The 15592-nt window shown below is 47.4% G+C and carries 14 protein-coding genes; 13 read left to right on the plus strand and 1 reads right to left on the minus strand.

The window, feature by feature from the left end:
- Positions 1 to 39 precede the first annotated feature (39 nt).
- Together LCM00_RS14515 and spoVM are read left to right on the plus strand one after the other, a co-directional pair.
- Positions 40 to 684, plus strand: coding sequence for a thiamine diphosphokinase (locus LCM00_RS14515; protein ID WP_224903613.1), 645 nt, complete (start codon positions 40 to 42; stop codon positions 682 to 684).
- Positions 685 to 789: 105 nt separating this feature from the next.
- Positions 790 to 870 carry a stage V sporulation protein SpoVM gene (gene spoVM / locus LCM00_RS14520; protein ID WP_022543708.1) on the plus strand — a complete coding sequence of 27 codons (81 nt, stop codon included), beginning with the start codon at positions 790 to 792 and terminating at the stop codon, positions 868 to 870.
- 247 nt (positions 871 to 1117) lie between these two features.
- Here spoVM and rpmB read toward each other — a convergent pair whose 3' ends face one another.
- The gene (gene rpmB / locus LCM00_RS14525; protein WP_009795956.1) at positions 1118 to 1306 is read right to left on the minus strand and encodes a 50S ribosomal protein L28; all 189 of its coding nucleotides are present in this window, start codon (positions 1304 to 1306) and stop codon (positions 1118 to 1120) included.
- A 314-nt stretch (positions 1307 to 1620) separates the two neighbouring features.
- On the opposite strand from rpmB, the gene LCM00_RS14530 reads away from it, so the two are divergent.
- From LCM00_RS14530 to ftsY, 11 genes are all read left to right on the plus strand, one after another.
- Complete coding sequence (locus LCM00_RS14530; RefSeq protein ID WP_009795954.1) at positions 1621 to 1983, plus strand: Asp23/Gls24 family envelope stress response protein; 363 nt, start codon at positions 1621 to 1623, stop codon at positions 1981 to 1983.
- A 16-nt stretch (positions 1984 to 1999) separates the two neighbouring features.
- Positions 2000 to 3682, plus strand: coding sequence for a DAK2 domain-containing protein (locus tag LCM00_RS14535; RefSeq protein WP_224903345.1), 1683 nt, complete (start codon positions 2000 to 2002; stop codon positions 3680 to 3682).
- A 156-nt stretch (positions 3683 to 3838) separates the two neighbouring features.
- Positions 3839 to 5878, plus strand: a complete 2040-nt coding sequence (gene recG / locus LCM00_RS14540) for an ATP-dependent DNA helicase RecG (protein WP_263623366.1) — start codon at positions 3839 to 3841, stop codon at positions 5876 to 5878.
- A 108-nt stretch (positions 5879 to 5986) separates the two neighbouring features.
- Positions 5987 to 6556, plus strand: a complete 570-nt coding sequence (fapR, locus tag LCM00_RS14545; protein ID WP_009795951.1) for a transcription factor FapR — start codon at positions 5987 to 5989, stop codon at positions 6554 to 6556.
- A gap of 37 nt (positions 6557 to 6593) precedes the next feature.
- The gene (gene plsX, locus LCM00_RS14550) at positions 6594 to 7595 is read left to right on the plus strand and encodes a phosphate acyltransferase PlsX (protein WP_224903615.1); all 1002 of its coding nucleotides are present in this window, start codon (positions 6594 to 6596) and stop codon (positions 7593 to 7595) included.
- Positions 7596 to 7627: 32 nt separating this feature from the next.
- Complete coding sequence (gene fabD, locus LCM00_RS14555; RefSeq protein ID WP_224903348.1) at positions 7628 to 8575, plus strand: ACP S-malonyltransferase; 948 nt, start codon at positions 7628 to 7630, stop codon at positions 8573 to 8575.
- On the plus strand, positions 8572 to 9315 hold the full coding sequence (fabG, locus tag LCM00_RS14560) for a 3-oxoacyl-[acyl-carrier-protein] reductase (protein ID WP_224903351.1): 744 nt from the start codon (positions 8572 to 8574) through the stop codon (positions 9313 to 9315). The genes fabD and fabG overlap by 4 nt, the downstream gene beginning before the upstream one ends.
- 93 nt (positions 9316 to 9408) lie before the next feature.
- Positions 9409 to 9642: an acyl carrier protein gene (locus tag LCM00_RS14565; RefSeq protein WP_009795947.1), complete on the plus strand. Its 234-nt coding sequence runs from the start codon at positions 9409 to 9411 to the stop codon at positions 9640 to 9642.
- 229 nt (positions 9643 to 9871) lie between these two features.
- Positions 9872 to 10651: a ribonuclease III gene (rnc, locus tag LCM00_RS14570; protein WP_224903354.1), complete on the plus strand. Its 780-nt coding sequence runs from the start codon at positions 9872 to 9874 to the stop codon at positions 10649 to 10651.
- A gap of 11 nt (positions 10652 to 10662) precedes the next feature.
- Complete coding sequence (gene smc, locus LCM00_RS14575) at positions 10663 to 14229, plus strand: chromosome segregation protein SMC (protein WP_224903356.1); 3567 nt, start codon at positions 10663 to 10665, stop codon at positions 14227 to 14229.
- 79 nt (positions 14230 to 14308) lie between these two features.
- A complete protein-coding gene (ftsY, locus tag LCM00_RS14580; protein ID WP_148973882.1) occupies positions 14309 to 15298 on the plus strand; it encodes a signal recognition particle-docking protein FtsY in 990 nt (329 codons plus the stop codon).
- Positions 15299 to 15592: the final 294 nt, after the last annotated feature.

Here is a 15592-nt window from a genome sequence, read left to right on the forward strand (position 1 = left end):
TTTTCTTTAAGCAATTACAGAAAAAGGCAGGTGTTACAGCTGATTATTCATATTTTAGCAGGAGGGCCAGTGGATCTACTTCCGGAACTTGAAGCCGGAGGAGAAGGGGAGATCTGGGCAGGAGTGGACCGGGGAGTCTTCACCCTGATTTCAAAAGGAATTGTTCCGCAGGCTGCATTCGGTGATTTTGATTCCGTATCCCTGGAAGAAATGGAGATAATTAAGAAATCAGTAAAGGAAATCAAGCTGTTCAATCCCGAGAAAGATGAAACCGATATGGAGCTTGCCATCATCTGGGCACTGAAGCAGGAACCAGAAGCCATCAAAATATATGGCGGAACCGGCGGGAGGCTCGACCACTTCTTTGCCAATGTACAGCTCCTGATCGGGCCGCACCTGAAAGGGGAAAGCACCCATATCGAGCTGATAGACAGCAGGAATATTATTTATGTCAAAGGCCCTGGGGCTTATTCTGTCCTGCCAATGGAGAATATGAAATATGTTTCCTTTGTCCCTGTGACGAGTCATATAAAGGATCTGACGCTCAAAGGCTTTAAATATCCGCTGAAAGATAAATTTGTACCGCTCGGCTCCACCCTGTGCATTAGTAATGAACTTAATGATGATTATGGTACTTTTTCATTTACCGAAGGCATAATAATGGTGATAAGGAGTCATGATTAAAAGTCATAAAACAAAGTGTACTCATCTTAATCTTTTGAATATGATGTTAAGGGCGCAAAAGAGGACAGAGAGATTTGCGGTTAGATGGCGAGGAGGGACATATCCATGAAGTTTTATACGATTAAATTGCCGAAGTTTTTAGGCGGACTTGTCCGCGCGATGCTAGGAACCTTTAAAAAGGAATAAAAGTGATAGATCCATAGCAGAACGTACAAAAAACAGTACACCTTCATCAGCATCCGGACGCCGGGTGCTGTTTCTTTTTTCAAAAACAAAGCTTGTTAAACACTGATGTTGATTTCAGGCAGAATAAGGCCGAAAAAAACATCATGGAATACTAACAAGAAAAGATGAGCTGGATATCTGGATGCAGTGGCAGTTATATCCCTGTAAATATAAAAAAGGACATCCGCGGGATGTCCTTTTCGAGCTGTTACACTCGTTCTACTTTACCTGATTTAAGCGCTCTTGCAGAAACCCAAACACGTTTAGGCTTACCGTCTACAAGGATGCGAACTTTTTGAAGGTTAGCTCCCCAAGTACGCTTGTTTGCATTCATAGCGTGGGAACGCTTATTGCCTGAAGTTGTTTTTCTACCTGTTACGACACATTTGCGTGGCATGTATATTTCCCTCCTAACTCACAAAGCTTGAAACTATTTTTTCATGCTTTCATTTGCAATGATCATATTGCTCAATCTAAGTAATGGAAAAACAGTAACGAGTATGTTTTTCGGCATTAAAAGATACTTTAATAATTTATCATACAACCCAAATGAATGCAATAGTTGTGATGCAACCTTTCAAGAAAATTTCCTTGACATAGTATACGGGAAGCTGCCCTATAATAAGAAAGGGGAAGTATAGCTTTTAAATTTACCCTTGATATAGTAAAATGACTTTAGTCAAGGAGCAATTTCCAAAGGGGGAACGACTCATGTCCATTGAATTAAAAACGAAATTCGGGCAAATTGATATATCTAATGATGTGATCGCTACTATTGCCGGAGGCGCAGCTGTTGACTGCTACGGCATTGTAGGGATGGCTTCCAAGAATCAGATTAAAGACGGGCTTACGGATATTCTGCGCAAGGAAAACTTTACACGCGGTGTGATTGTGCGCCAGGAAAGCGAAGAAGTACATATCGATATGTATATTATTGTGAGTTATGGAACGAAAATTTCCGAGGTTGCCCACAACGTGCAATCAAAAGTAAAGTACACCCTTGATAAAACTGTTGGACTTGCCGTTGACTCGGTTAATATTTACGTTCAGGGAGTTCGTGTAACGAACCCGTAGTGAGGAGGAAAGATTTGTGTCAATTACAGTTTTAGATGGAAAGCGTTTCGCGGAAATGGTGATGCAGGGTGCAAACCACTTATCCTCTAATGCCAAATATGTAGATGCGCTAAACGTTTTCCCGGTTCCTGATGGAGATACAGGAACCAATATGAATTTATCGATGACTTCCGGAGCGAAGGAAGTCAGGAATAATGTCCAGGCGCATATTGGAAAAGTGGGCACTGCCCTTTCAAAAGGATTATTGATGGGTGCCCGCGGGAATTCGGGTGTCATCCTGTCACAGCTGTTCCGCGGCTTCTCTAAAGCAATTGAGCAAAAGTCTGAAATTACAGCAAGCGAGTTTGCAGACGCACTGAATACTGGAGTCGAAACCGCCTATAAAGCTGTCATGAAGCCGGTTGAAGGGACGATCCTGACCGTTGCGAAGGATTCTGCCCGGAGGGGCGTGCAGGCTGCGCAAAATGAGGATGATATTATTAAAGTCCTTGAGGAAGTCCTGAAGGAAGCAAAAGCTTCGCTGAACCGGACGCCTGACCTGCTGCCTGTACTGAAGGAAGTCGGTGTTGTGGACAGCGGCGGGCAAGGCCTTGTATTTGTTTACGAAGGCTTTCTTGCTGAGCTGAAGGGCGAAAAGCTCCCTGACGCACCTGCCTCTCTTCCGAGCATGGATGAAATGGTAAATGCAGAGCATCATAAATCAGTTCAGGGGCATATCAATACGGCAGATATCGAATTCGGCTATTGCACAGAATTCATGGTTAAGCTTGAAGAAGAAAAACTGAACGGAAAAAGATTTTCTGAAGATCTATTCCGTCAGGATCTTAGCCTTTTAGGTGATTCACTTCTCGTCATTGCCGATGAAGAACTGGTGAAGGTACATATTCATTCTGAGCAGCCCGGAGATGTGCTGAGCTATGGCCAGAAATATGGCAGCCTGGTGAATATGAAGATTGAAAATATGCGCCAGCAGCACACAGACATAGTGGGCGAGACACATACCCCGCTAAGGACCGGAGAACCGGCTAAAACAAATGAGAAGCTTGAGTACGGCATTGTAGCTGTGTCAATGGGCAGCGGCATTGCCGACCTCTTCAGAAGCATCGGCGCCCATGTTGTCATTGAAGGCGGCCAGACAATGAATCCGAGCACCGAGGACATTGTGAAGGCAATAAAGGATGCGAACGCCAAAAAGATCATCATCCTGCCAAACAACAAGAACATCATTATGGCTGCCCAGCAGGCTGCCGAGGTAGCGGAGGAAGACGTTATTGTCATTCCATCCAAAACTGTGCCGCAGGGTATGGCTGCACTGCTTGCTTTCAATCCGGGTGCAGGCCTTTCGGACAATGAAAGCGGCATGAGCGAGGCTTTAAGCCATGTCAAGACAGGACAGATCACTTTTGCTGTCCGTGACACAAGCATCGATGGCCTTGAAATTGAAAAAGAAGATTTCATGGGCATCGCTGATGGCAAAATCGTTGTCAAAGACAAGGATAAGAAGGAATCAGCCAAAAAGCTCCTCACCCATATGATTGATGAGGATGCTGAAATCATTACAATCCTTAAGGGCGAGGATGCATCCGAGGAAGATCTGGAAGATATTGCAGACTTCCTGGAAAAAGAGTACGAGGACATCGAAGTTGAAGTGCATGATGGCAAACAGCCATTGTACGCTTTCATCTTTTCAATTGAATAGCAGTCCAAGGAAATAGAAGGGGATGCCCCTTCTATTTCTATCTATGCAGGCAGGCAATGCCCCCGAAACCCGCCGAAGCTTCCAAAAAGAGATCCCCGGATGCATCCTCAGCCATATTCTCCTATAAAGTAAAATCGAAATCAGGTGATTAAAAATATGTTGAACGAACCAGTTACAAATATAAAAGGAATAGGTGCAGAGACCGCTGAAGCACTGGCAGATATGAATATTTCGACTGTCGGCGACCTTTTGGAGCATTTCCCGTTCCGCTATGAGGATTACCGGCTTAAAGACCTGTCTGAAGTCAAGCATGAGGAAAGGGTTACAGTGGAAGGGAAAATTCACAGCGAGCCTTTGCTGACTTATTATGGGAGAAAACGGTCGCGCCTGACGATAAGAGTCCTTGTCGGCCGTTATTTGATCCAGGCGGTATTTTTTAACCAGCCTTATTTAAAAAAGAAATTTGCCATCAATGATTCAGTCACGATAACAGGAAAGTGGGACCAGCACCGCCAGATGATCTCTGCCAGTGAGATTCATCTGGGGGAAAATGCAGCCTCCAAGGATTTTGAACCTGTATACGCTGTGAAAGGGAGCATTACTGTCAAAGGCATACGCAGGTTTATTGGACTGGCGTTCGGCCAGTATGCTGACAGCATTGTGGAGACGCTGCCTGAGCGGCTTCTTGAGCAGTATAAGCTCTTGAACAGGAAAGATGCCCTCAGGGCGATGCATTTTCCGGGCGGGCCCGAGGATTTGAAGCAGGCAAGGCGCAGATTTGTTTATGAAGAATTCTTATATTTCCAGCTCAAAATGCAGGCTCTCAGAAAATTTGAGCGTGAACAGTCAAAAGGGATTGTCCAGACGTATGATTTGAAAAAGCTGAAAGAATTCATCGGCTCGCTTCCATTTCCTTTGACTGGAGCCCAAAAAAGAGTAGTGAACGAAATCCTGTCTGATATGAAATCCCCGCACCGTATGAACAGGCTCCTTCAAGGGGATGTAGGCTCCGGCAAGACGGTCGTAGCCGCAATAGGTTTATATGCAGCCGCAACAGCAGGCTATCAGGGGGCGCTGATGGTCCCTACAGAGATACTGGCAGAGCAGCATGAGAAATCGCTCAAAGAGCTGCTTGAGCCGCATGGCCTGTCGTGTGAGCTGCTGACAAGCTCTGTGAAGGGGAAAAAGAGAAAAGAAATCCTCGCCAGGCTGGCGGAAGGGGAAATCGATGTCCTGGTCGGGACACACGCCCTTATCCAGCAGGAGGTCGAGTTCAAACGGCTCGGATTTGTCATAACAGATGAACAGCACCGGTTTGGCGTAGAGCAGCGCCGGGTGCTCCGTGAAAAGGGTGAAAGCCCTGATGTACTGTTCATGACAGCAACTCCGATCCCAAGAACGCTTGCCATAACGGTGTTCGGGGAAATGGATGTATCTATTATTGATGAAATGCCCGCAGGCAGGAAGACAATCGAAACTTACTGGGCGAAGCAGGAAATGCTCGACCGGATTCTTCAATTCATGGAGAAGGAGCTTTCGAAAGGCAGGCAGGCGTACGTTATTTGCCCGCTGATTGAGGAATCGGACAAGCTTGATGTCCAGAATGCCATCGATGTCCACAGCAATCTGACATTCTATTATCAGGACCGGTATAAGGTAGGGCTGATGCATGGCAGGCTCCATCCGGAGGAAAAGGATGAAGTGATGAAAAGCTTCAGCCGCAATGAGATCCAGGTTCTCGTATCTACAACTGTCGTTGAAGTTGGGGTCAATGTGCCTAATGCTACCATTATGGTAATCTATGATGCTGAGAGATTCGGGCTATCCCAGCTGCACCAGCTGAGGGGAAGGGTCGGAAGGGGGAGCGAACAGTCTTATTGCATCCTCCTTGCCGATCCAAAATCAGAGGTCGGGAAAGAACGGATGAAAATCATGTCTGAGACGAACGATGGCTTTGTTCTCAGTGAAAAGGATTTGGAACTGAGGGGGCCGGGAGACTTTTTCGGCCGCAAGCAAAGCGGTATGCCTGAGTTCAAGGTAGCTGATATGGTCCATGACTACCGTGCTCTTGAAACGGCCCGAAATGATGCTTCGAAGCTGATACAGTCCAGCATCTTCTGGGAAGGGCCGGAATATATGATGCTGAGGGAATATCTTAAAAATACAGGCGTGTTCCAAGGAGAAAAGCTTGATTGAAGTGAGAAGCAGACGGAGACAGAACGGGAAAGTTCTGCCTTGCGCTCTGCTTTTTTTTTATATATACTACTATTAGTACCTAGTCTTAATATCTCGGCGGTGGAGGATATGAGAAAAAACAAAAAAGAACGCCAGCAGCTGCTGGTTGAAACGATAAAGGATAATCCCTTCATAACAGACGAGGATTTGGCCGACCGTTTTTCAGTCAGCGTCCAGACCATCCGGCTCGACCGTCTCGAGCTTTCCATTCCCGAACTGAGGGAAAGGATCAAAAATGTTGCGGAGAAATCCTTCGAGGATGAAGTTAAATCACTTCCCATTGATGAAGTCATTGGAGAAATCATTGACATAGAACTTGATAATACAGCGATTTCCATATTTGACGTAAAAGAAGAGCATGTATTCAAAAGGAACCGGATTGCCCGCGGCCACCACCTTTTTGCACAGGCCAATTCACTGGCTGTCGCTGTCATAAATGACGAGCTGGCACTAACGGCTAAAGCAAGCATACAGTTTACCCGCTCAGTACACCAGAATGAAAGGGTAATCGCAAAAGCAAAAGTCGTTAAGATCGACAACAGCTCTGGCAGGACACTTGTAGAGGTTTCAAGCTTTGCGAACAATGAACTGGTATTCAAAGGCGAGTTCGACATGTTCCGATCCCATAGAGAAGCATGAAAATAATCCGTTAACAAGCAGGGGATGATGCAGAATGATTAAGATTGCGATAGATGCAATGGGCGGGGACAACGCTCCAAAGGAAATTGTACTCGGGGCCATGAAGGCTGCAGCAGAATTCAAGGACATACATATTACACTCGTCGGTGACGAAAAGAGAATCAGGGAGCATCTGGCAGAGAGTGAGAGAATTGAGATCATCCATACAGAAGAGATGATCCTTGGCACCGATGAACCAGTCAGGGCTGTGCGGAGAAAGAAGGATGCTTCAATGGTCCTTGCCGCAAGGCAGGTCGCTGATGGCAATGCGGATGCCTGCATTTCAGCCGGCAATACAGGCGCGCTGATGGCAGCAGGATTATTCGTTGTAGGAAGGATCGAGGGCATTGAAAGGCCGGCATTATCGCCGACTCTGCCGACAATAGATGGCAAAGGTTTTCTGCTCCTTGATGTTGGTGCAAATGTCGATGCGAAACCAGAGCACCTTCTGCAATATGCCGTCATGGGGTCGATATATTGTGAAAAAGTCAGGGGCGTCTCTAACCCCCGCGTAGGCCTTTTAAATATCGGCACAGAAGAGAAAAAAGGAAATGAACTGGCCAAGAATGCATTTGGATTGATCAAGGATGCCGGGCTTAATTTTGTCGGGAATGTAGAAGCAAGAGACCTTCTGGAGGGTGCGGCAGATGTAGTCGTTACTGACGGCTTTACAGGGAATATGGTTCTGAAGACGATAGAAGGCACTGCCTTATCCGTCTTTAAAATGATGAAGGAAGCCATGACAAGCAGCCTGAAGAGCAAGCTGGCAGCAGCAGTGCTGAAGCCTGATCTTGTCCAGCTGAAATCAAAGATGGACTATTCGGAGTACGGCGGGGCAGGGCTGTTCGGACTGAACGCTCCTGTCATCAAGGCCCATGGGTCCTCTGACAGTAATGCGCTCTACAGCGCAGTCAGGCAGACACGTGAAATGGTGCAGAATAATGTGGCGGAAACAATAAAAGCAGCTGCGGAAAAGCTGCCTGGAGCAGGCAGGGAATAACCTGCAGATTTCTTTGAAAAGGAGAAGGGAAAATGGGGAAAATTGCATTTTTATTTCCTGGCCAGGGTTCACAGACTGTTGGCATGGGGAAATCTTTGGCAGAATCAGATGATAAAGTAAAAGCTGTCTTTGACCAGGCAGACCAAAGGCTGAATGATAAGCTTTCAAGCCTGATATTTGAAGGGCCGCAGGAGACACTGACATTAACGGTCAATGCCCAGCCGGCGCTTTTGACGACAAGCATTGCCATTCTTGCGAAGTTCCGTGAATCTGGAATCAAGGCTGATTATACAGCCGGACACAGCCTTGGTGAATACACTGCCCTTGTCGCTGCAGGCAGCATCTCTTTTGAAGATGCGGTACATGCGGTAAGAAAAAGAGGCGAATTCATGGAAGCAGCAGTTCCAAACGGTGAAGGCACGATGGCAGCAGTCCTCGGCCTCGGCAGGGATGAACTGCGTGCGGTAACAGAGAAAATTTCAGAGGAAGGGCATCCGGTACAGCTGGCAAACCTTAATTGCCCCGGGCAGATCGTAATATCCGGCTCCAGACAGGGCGTAGAGCAAGCTTCAGCAAAAGCCAAAGAAGCAGGCGCCAAGAGGGTTCTTCCGCTAGATGTCAGCGGACCGTTCCACTCATCTCTCATGAAGCCGGCGGCAGAGAATCTGAGGGATGTCCTGGACAGCATCACGGTTTCTGATGCACAAATCCCAGTCATCTCCAATGTCAGTGCCGCGGAAATGACCGAATCAGGGGATATTAAAGAAAAGCTTGTCCAGCAGCTCTATTCGCCGGTGCTGTGGGAGGATTCCATCGAAAGGATGATCGGCCTCGGAGTCGATACATTCATTGAAATTGGCCCGGGAAAAGTCTTATCAGGGCTTGTGAAAAAAATTAACCGCGCAGCCAAAACATATGCTGTTTCAGATGAAGCAAGCTGTGCGGCTGCAATTGAGGCGTTAAAGGGGGAACAGCAATGAAGCTGGATGGCAAGTCAGCGATCGTAACAGGCGCTTCCAGGGGGATTGGCCGCGAAATTGCATTGGAGCTTGCGAGGCAGGGTGCCAATGTGGCAGTCAACTTTTCCGGGAGCGAGGCAAAAGCGAACGAGACTGTTGAAGAAATCAAGGCGCTCGGACGTGATGCTTTTGCTGTAAAGGCAGATGTATCTGACAGTGAGGCTGTAACGGCTATGATGAAAGAGACGCTTGAAAAATTCGGAAGCATTGATATTCTTGTCAATAATGCCGGCATCACCCGTGATAATCTTCTTATGAGAATGAAAGAGGAAGAATGGGATGAAGTTATCAGCATCAATCTCAAAGGTGTCTTCCTTTGCACGAAGGCGGCAAGCAGGCAGATGATGAAGCAGCGCAGCGGGAGGATCATCAATGTATCCTCGATTGTCGGTGTCAGCGGCAACCCTGGCCAGGCCAACTATGTTGCCGCTAAAGCAGGCGTCATCGGCTTGACAAAAACTTCTGCAAAAGAGCTGGCTTCAAGGGGAATCACCGTCAATGCCATTGCCCCCGGCTTCATCTCGACTGATATGACGGACAAGCTCAATGAAGAAGTGAAAGAGCAGATGCTGTCAGGGATCCCGCTCGGACGGCTTGGCGAACCTTCAGACATTGCAAAGGTGGCTTTGTTCCTGGCTTCGGAGGACAGCCGATATATGACAGGGCAGACCCTCCATGTTGACGGCGGAATGGTGATGTAGAGCCTTTTCTGCTGATAAAAGTAAAAATAGTTCTGCTGAACATTTATTAATCTGCAAAAATGCTCTATAATGTCTTGAGGGGAGGTGACAAGCATGGCAGATGTGTTAGAACGTGTAACAAAGATCATCGTAGATCGTCTTGGTGTTGAAGAGTCTGAAGTAACATTGGAAGCTTCTTTCAAAGAAAATCTTGGCGCAGATTCCCTGGATGTAGTTGAACTGGTTATGGAACTGGAAGATGAATTCGATATGGAAATCTCTGACGATGATGCAGAAAAGATCGCAACAGTCGGCGACGCTGTGAATTACATAAAAGCTAATGTGTAATCGTTAGATTGAGCAAAGCTCCGTTTTGAACGGGGCTTTCTTCTATAAAGGCGGATACAGGGAACATTAAATTGCCGGCAGAGCCCGGGTATTCTAATGAAAAGGCCCATGGATCCATAAGGCTGGAAGCCGTCTGGAATATTCAGGGTGCTTTCAGGTTTTTTTGCGTTTTTAAGATTTATTACGTAAACTGATAATGTATGTAAACTATTAGCAAGGTGGAGGCAATATGCGCAAGAACAATAAAGACCAAGAGAAAAAAGCATACCGCGCGGCAGAAATGCAATTCAGGGAGTTCCAGAAGAAAATCGGGATTTCCTTTGAGAATGAAAAGCTGCTGAAGCAGGCTTTTACACATTCATCGTATGTGAATGAGCATCGGAGAAAGCCGTATGAAGATAATGAACGGCTGGAATTTTTAGGGGACGCCGTACTTGAACTGACTGTATCCCAATTTTTATATAAGAAATATCCCATGATGAGCGAAGGAGAGCTGACAAAGCTGAGAGCGGCAGTTGTATGCGAGCCATCCTTGGTCGCATTCGCCAATGAGCTTGAGTTCGGGAAGCTCGTCCTTCTTGGCAAAGGGGAGGAAATGACAGGCGGAAGAGAGCGTCCGGCTTTGCTTGCAGATGTGTTTGAAGCATTCATCGGCGCATTATACCTGGAAAAAGGGATAGATACAGTCATCGGATTTTTAGAACAAACGGTCTTTCCAAAAATCAATTCGGGTGCTTTTTCTCATGTGATGGATTTCAAGAGCCAGCTTCAGGAGCTCGTCCAGCGTGATGGAGCGGGTTCAATTGAGTATAAAATTCTTCAGGAAAAAGGCCCTGCACACAGCAGGGAGTTTGTCTCACGTGTTTCCTTGTCCGGGAATGAACTCGGGACCGGGACAGGCAGATCGAAAAAAGAAGCAGAACAGCACGCGGCCCAGATGGCGCTGGAGATTTTAAAATCCCATTTGCAGAATGACCCAACATCCCAAGAAAACCAACCGAGAAGCTAGGAGGGATATCAGTGTTTCTGAAACGGCTAGATATTGCAGGCTTTAAATCGTTCGCCGAGAAATCCTCTGTCGATTTTGTCCCTGGTGTAACAGCAGTTGTCGGCCCGAATGGGAGCGGCAAAAGCAATATTACTGACTCCATCCGCTGGGTGCTTGGCGAGCAGTCCGCAAAGTCCCTGAGGGGATCTAAAATGGAGGACATCATCTTTGCCGGGAGCGACAGCAGGAAATCGCTGAACTTTGCAGAGGTGACACTGACCCTTGATAACGAAGACCAGTTCCTCCCGCTTGATTATAATGAAGTGAGTGTAACGAGGAGAGTCTACCGCTCAGGGGACAGTGAATTTTATATTAACAGTCAATCGTGCCGCCTGAAGGATATTATCGATCTGTTCATGGATTCCGGCCTTGGGCGGGAGGCATTCTCCATTATAAGCCAGGGGAAGGTCGAAGAGATCTTAAACAGCAAGGCTGAAGACCGGAGGAGCATCTTTGAAGAAGCGGCAGGTGTCCTGAAATATAAAACTAGAAAGAAAAAGGCAGAGGCCAAGCTTCTTGAAACTCAGGAAAACCTGAACAGGGTGAATGATATCGTCTATGAGCTCGAAAGCCAGGTAGAGCCGCTGAAGATCCAGTCTTCTATCGCAAAGGACTTTCTGCAGCAAAAAGAAGAGCTGGAAAAAATTGAGGTTGCCCTTACAGCCTTTGAGATTGAGGACCTTCACGGAAAATGGGAGGCTCTTTCCGCTGTGCTTGAAAAGCTGAAAAAGGAAGAAGAAGCCTTGGGCGGTGCAATCGGGGAAAAGGAAGCTGAAATCGAGGTGGCTAGGGCAGGCATTGCAGACCTTGATGAGTCCATCAATGATCTGCAGGGTGTGCTGCTTAACGCCAGCGAGGAGCTGGAAAAGCTCGAGGGCAGGAAAGAGGTCCTCAAAGAGCGAAAGAAAAATGCTTCCCATAATAAAGAGCAGCTGAAGAGAAATATAGAAGAGCTTGGGGCAAAGGAAGCTTCTCTTAAAGAAAGAAAAGCAATGCAGCAGGAGATTGCCGATGTCCTTCAGAAAGAGGCAGCTGAGCTTCAGAAAAATCTGAGAGAAAAGCAGGCTGAGCTGAAGCTTTATAGTGAAAACACAGAAGAAAAAATCGACTCTCTCAAGAGTGATTATATTGAACTGCTGAACAGGCAGGCTGCTTTTAAAAATGAATTTCAATATATCGGCCAGCAGCTGGCCCAGCAGGGAGCAAGATCAACCCGGCTTGAGTCGGACAATGAAAAGTTTCTCGCAGAACGAAAGCAGATAGAAGATCAAAAGAAAGAAATCATCGGCAGGCTTGCACAGATACAAGGCGAGCTTGAGGAACAGGTCCGCCTTTTCAAGAATGAGCAGGCCAAGACTGAATCGCTGAAAACGAATTATCAGAAGCAGGAAACCACTCTTTACCAGGCTTATCAGTATCTTCAGCAGGCCAAGTCCCGCAAAGATATGCTGGAAGAGCTGGAGGAAGACTATTCAGGCTTCTTCCAGGGAGTCAAAGAAGTGCTGAAGGCAAGGGGCGGTGCGCTAAAAGGCATTGAAGGTGCGATTGCTGAGCTGATTGCGGTTCCGAAGCAGTATGAGACCGCGATTGAAACCGCGCTTGGCGGAGCAATGCAGCATGTTGTGGTAGCGAACGAAGAGAATGGCCGGAGCGCCATCCAGTTCCTGAAGAAGCATTCATACGGCCGGGCGACCTTCCTGCCGCTGAATGTCATTAAAGGGAAGTCGCTGTCACAGAGCCAGCTTCAATCCCTTAAACAGCATCCATCCTTCATCGGTGCTGCCGCTGACCTGGTCTCTTTTGATTCAAAATATGAAGAGGTCATTAAAAACCTCCTCGGCAATGTTATAGTTTCAAAGGATCTAAAGGGAGCCAATGAAATGGCAAAGATCCTCAATTACAGAAGCCGGTTTGTCACAATGGAAGGCGATGTCGTAAACCCGGGCGGCAGCATGACGGGCGGCGCCGTCAAGCAGAAATCCTCTTCTTTGCTCAGCAGGAAGACAGAGCTTGAAGAGCTGAAAGAACGTTTGGCTGAAATGGATTCCAAGACACAGCTGCTGGAAGAACAGGTTAAAAGGGTTAAGGGAGACATAAATAAGCAGGAAGAACTGATCGAAAACCTGCGCAGATCCGGGGAAGAACTGAGACTGAAGGAAAACTCCCTGAAGGGCGATCTCCGGGAAGTGGAAATGGCTGAGAAAAACATAAATGAACGACTATCCTTGTATGATATGGACAAGTCACAATCTGCCGAAGAGTCCCAGAAGCTTTCAGCCAGGAAAGCAGAACTCGAGCTTGAGCTTGAGAAGATGCAAAATAGCATTTCAGGCCTGGAGGAAGAAATCGAGGTGCTGACACAGCAGAAAAACACTCAGATGACCTCCAAGGAAACGCTCATGGACATGATCGGCGAGCTTAAGATTACGCTTGCGTCCAAAAACGAACAGCTGAACTTTGCTAAAGATACTTTCGCATCCATTGAGGGAGAGCTGGCGGAGACATCCGAAAAGCTCCAGACCTTTAGGGAAGATTTATCGCTGCTGTCATCAGAGCTGACCAGCAGCTCTTCAGGCGAAGAAGTGCTTGAGGAGGCCGCAAGGAAAAAGCTGAAGGACAAGCAGGAAGCCATCGACTTTATCTCTTCCAGGAAAGAGGAGCGCCTTAAGCTTCAGGAAACACTTGAAGACCTGGAGCTCTCAGCCAAAGAGCTTCGCCGCCTTCATAAAGGCATGACTGAAAGCATGAAGGATGAGGAAGTGCGGCTGAACAGGCTGGATGTAGAACTGGATAACCGCCTGGCCCATCTAAGGGAGGAATATCTGCTTACCTTCGAAGCCGCAAGGGAAGAGTATCCGCTCCATATCCCTGCGGAGGAGGCGCGGAAAAAGGTTAAGCTCATTAAATTGTCGATCGAGGAGCTTGGGACAGTGAACCTTGGATCCATCGAAGAATATGAACGCGTATCAGAGCGCTATGAATTCCTTTTGGCACAGAAGGATGATTTGCAGGAAGCGAAGGACACTCTCTTCCAGGTGATTGATGAAATGGATGAAGAAATGAAAAAAAGATTCCGGCAGACATTCGAAGGAATCAGATTCCATTTTGAATCTGTCTTTCAGGCACTGTTTGGCGGAGGCAGGGCGGATCTAAAGCTGACCCAGCCTGACGATCTCCTTAATACAGGAGTTGACATCGTCGCCCAGCCGCCAGGCAAAAAGCTGCAGAATCTGGGGCTCTTATCAGGCGGGGAGAGGGCGCTTACGGCAATTGCGCTGCTATTCTCAATCCTGAAGGTGCGCCCCGTTCCGTTCTGCATCCTTGATGAAGTGGAGGCTGCGCTCGATGAAGCCAATGTCCAGCGCTTTAGCCAATATTTGAAGAGATATAGTGAGGAAACACAGTTTATCGTCATTACCCACCGCAAAGGGACGATGGAAGAAGCAGACGTCCTGTATGGTGTAACGATGCAGGAATCAGGTGTTTCAAAGCTTGTCTCAGTCAGACTTGAAGAAACCCGCGAGCTTGTTGCGCAATAGACAGGCAGGAGGCTGCCGGAAAAGGGGTGTTCGCTCTTTTTCCGGCGAACATACTGATGAATGAGAAGGAAGTGAACAGATGAGTTTCTTTAAAAAATTGAAAGATAAAATTACGAAGCAAACTGATACAGTGACTGAAAAATTCAAGGATGGCCTGACAAAAACGAGGGATAATTTTTCCGGCAAGGTCAATGATCTTGTTGCAAGGTACAGAAAGGTCGATGAGGACTTCTTCGAAGAGCTCGAAGAAATACTCATCCAGGCCGACGTGGGCTTCGACACGGTCATGGAGCTTGTTGAAGAGCTGAGAATGGAAGTGAAGCGCAAAAACATCCAGGATCCGCAAGGCGTGCAAAGCATCATTTCCGAGAAGCTGGTTGAAATATATGAGGGAAGCGGGGAAGCATCTTCCGCTTTGAATATTCAGGAAGGCGACCTGACAGTCATCCTGTTCGTCGGTGTCAATGGGGTCGGCAAGACAACCTCCATCGGCAAGCTGGCGCATAAGTTCAAGCAGGAAGGAAAAACCGTTCTCATGGCTGCAGGGGATACCTTCCGGGCCGGGGCAATCGAGCAGCTTGAAGTATGGGGAGACCGTGTCGGCGTCGACGTCATCAAGCAGGCAGAAGGATCTGATCCGGCAGCTGTTATGTTTGATGCCGTCAGGGCGGCAAAGTCAAGGAATGCAGATATCCTTCTTTGTGACACAGCAGGGCGCCTGCAGAACAAGGTCAACCTGATGAAGGAACTCGAAAAAGTCAAGCGGGTAATCGAAAGGGAAATCCCCGGCGCCCCGCATGAAGTATTGCTCGCCCTTGATGCAACAACAGGGCAGAATGCCATGATCCAGGCAAAAACCTTCAAGGAAGCAACAGATGTGAGCGGAATCGTCCTCACAAAGCTTGATGGAACCGCAAAAGGCGGCATCGTGCTGGCCATCCGCAAAGAACTGGACATCCCCGTCAAATTCGTCGGTCTCGGAGAAAAAATGGACGACCTGCAGGAATTCGACGCAGAACGCTATGTCTACGGCCTATTCGCTGACATGGTCGAGAATGCGGAAGAATAAATGATAAGAGATCAGCAGCTGCAAATGCAGCTGCTTTTATTTTGGAGAAAAAGGGTACGGTTTGAGTTAGTATCCTATTGTAGTATCAAAAGTCTTTAGTCTGTCATTCGCCTTTTATTTGTAAGACGATGTTGCTGCAAAAAAATTTAAAACCCGTTGATTGGAGTGGAAGGCACGTAGACTCCTGCGGGAGATAGCGGAAATGTTGAGACCCCACAGCGCGTTAGCGCGAGGAGGCTCAACTTCGCCCCGCGGAAAGCGAAGTGCCTGGAACGGAAATCAACATACTTCGTT

It is taken from the genome of Bacillus infantis, assembly GCF_020171945.1.
GTDB classification, from domain to species: domain Bacteria; phylum Bacillota; class Bacilli; order Bacillales; family Cytobacillaceae; genus Bacillus_AB; species Bacillus_AB infantis_A.

Excerpts from the sequence above, each read along its gene's own strand:
- LCM00_RS14530 (WP_009795954.1), top strand. The coding sequence starts at position 1,621 with ATGTCCATTGAATTAAAAACGAAATTCGGGCAAATTGATATATCTAAT.
- spoVM (WP_022543708.1), top strand. The coding sequence starts at position 790 with ATGAAGTTTTATACGATTAAATTGCCGAAGTTTTTAGGCGGACTTGTC.
- ftsY (WP_148973882.1), top strand. The coding sequence starts at position 14,309 with ATGAGTTTCTTTAAAAAATTGAAAGATAAAATTACGAAGCAAACTGAT.
- rpmB (WP_009795956.1), bottom strand. The coding sequence starts at position 1,306 with ATGCCACGCAAATGTGTCGTAACAGGTAGAAAAACAACTTCAGGCAAT.
- rnc (WP_224903354.1), top strand. The coding sequence starts at position 9,872 with ATGCGCAAGAACAATAAAGACCAAGAGAAAAAAGCATACCGCGCGGCA.
- LCM00_RS14565 (WP_009795947.1), top strand. The coding sequence starts at position 9,409 with ATGGCAGATGTGTTAGAACGTGTAACAAAGATCATCGTAGATCGTCTT.
- fapR (WP_009795951.1), top strand. The coding sequence starts at position 5,987 with ATGAGAAAAAACAAAAAAGAACGCCAGCAGCTGCTGGTTGAAACGATA.
- fabD (WP_224903348.1), top strand. The coding sequence starts at position 7,628 with ATGGGGAAAATTGCATTTTTATTTCCTGGCCAGGGTTCACAGACTGTT.
- fabG (WP_224903351.1), top strand. The coding sequence starts at position 8,572 with ATGAAGCTGGATGGCAAGTCAGCGATCGTAACAGGCGCTTCCAGGGGG.
- recG (WP_263623366.1), top strand. The coding sequence starts at position 3,839 with ATGTTGAACGAACCAGTTACAAATATAAAAGGAATAGGTGCAGAGACC.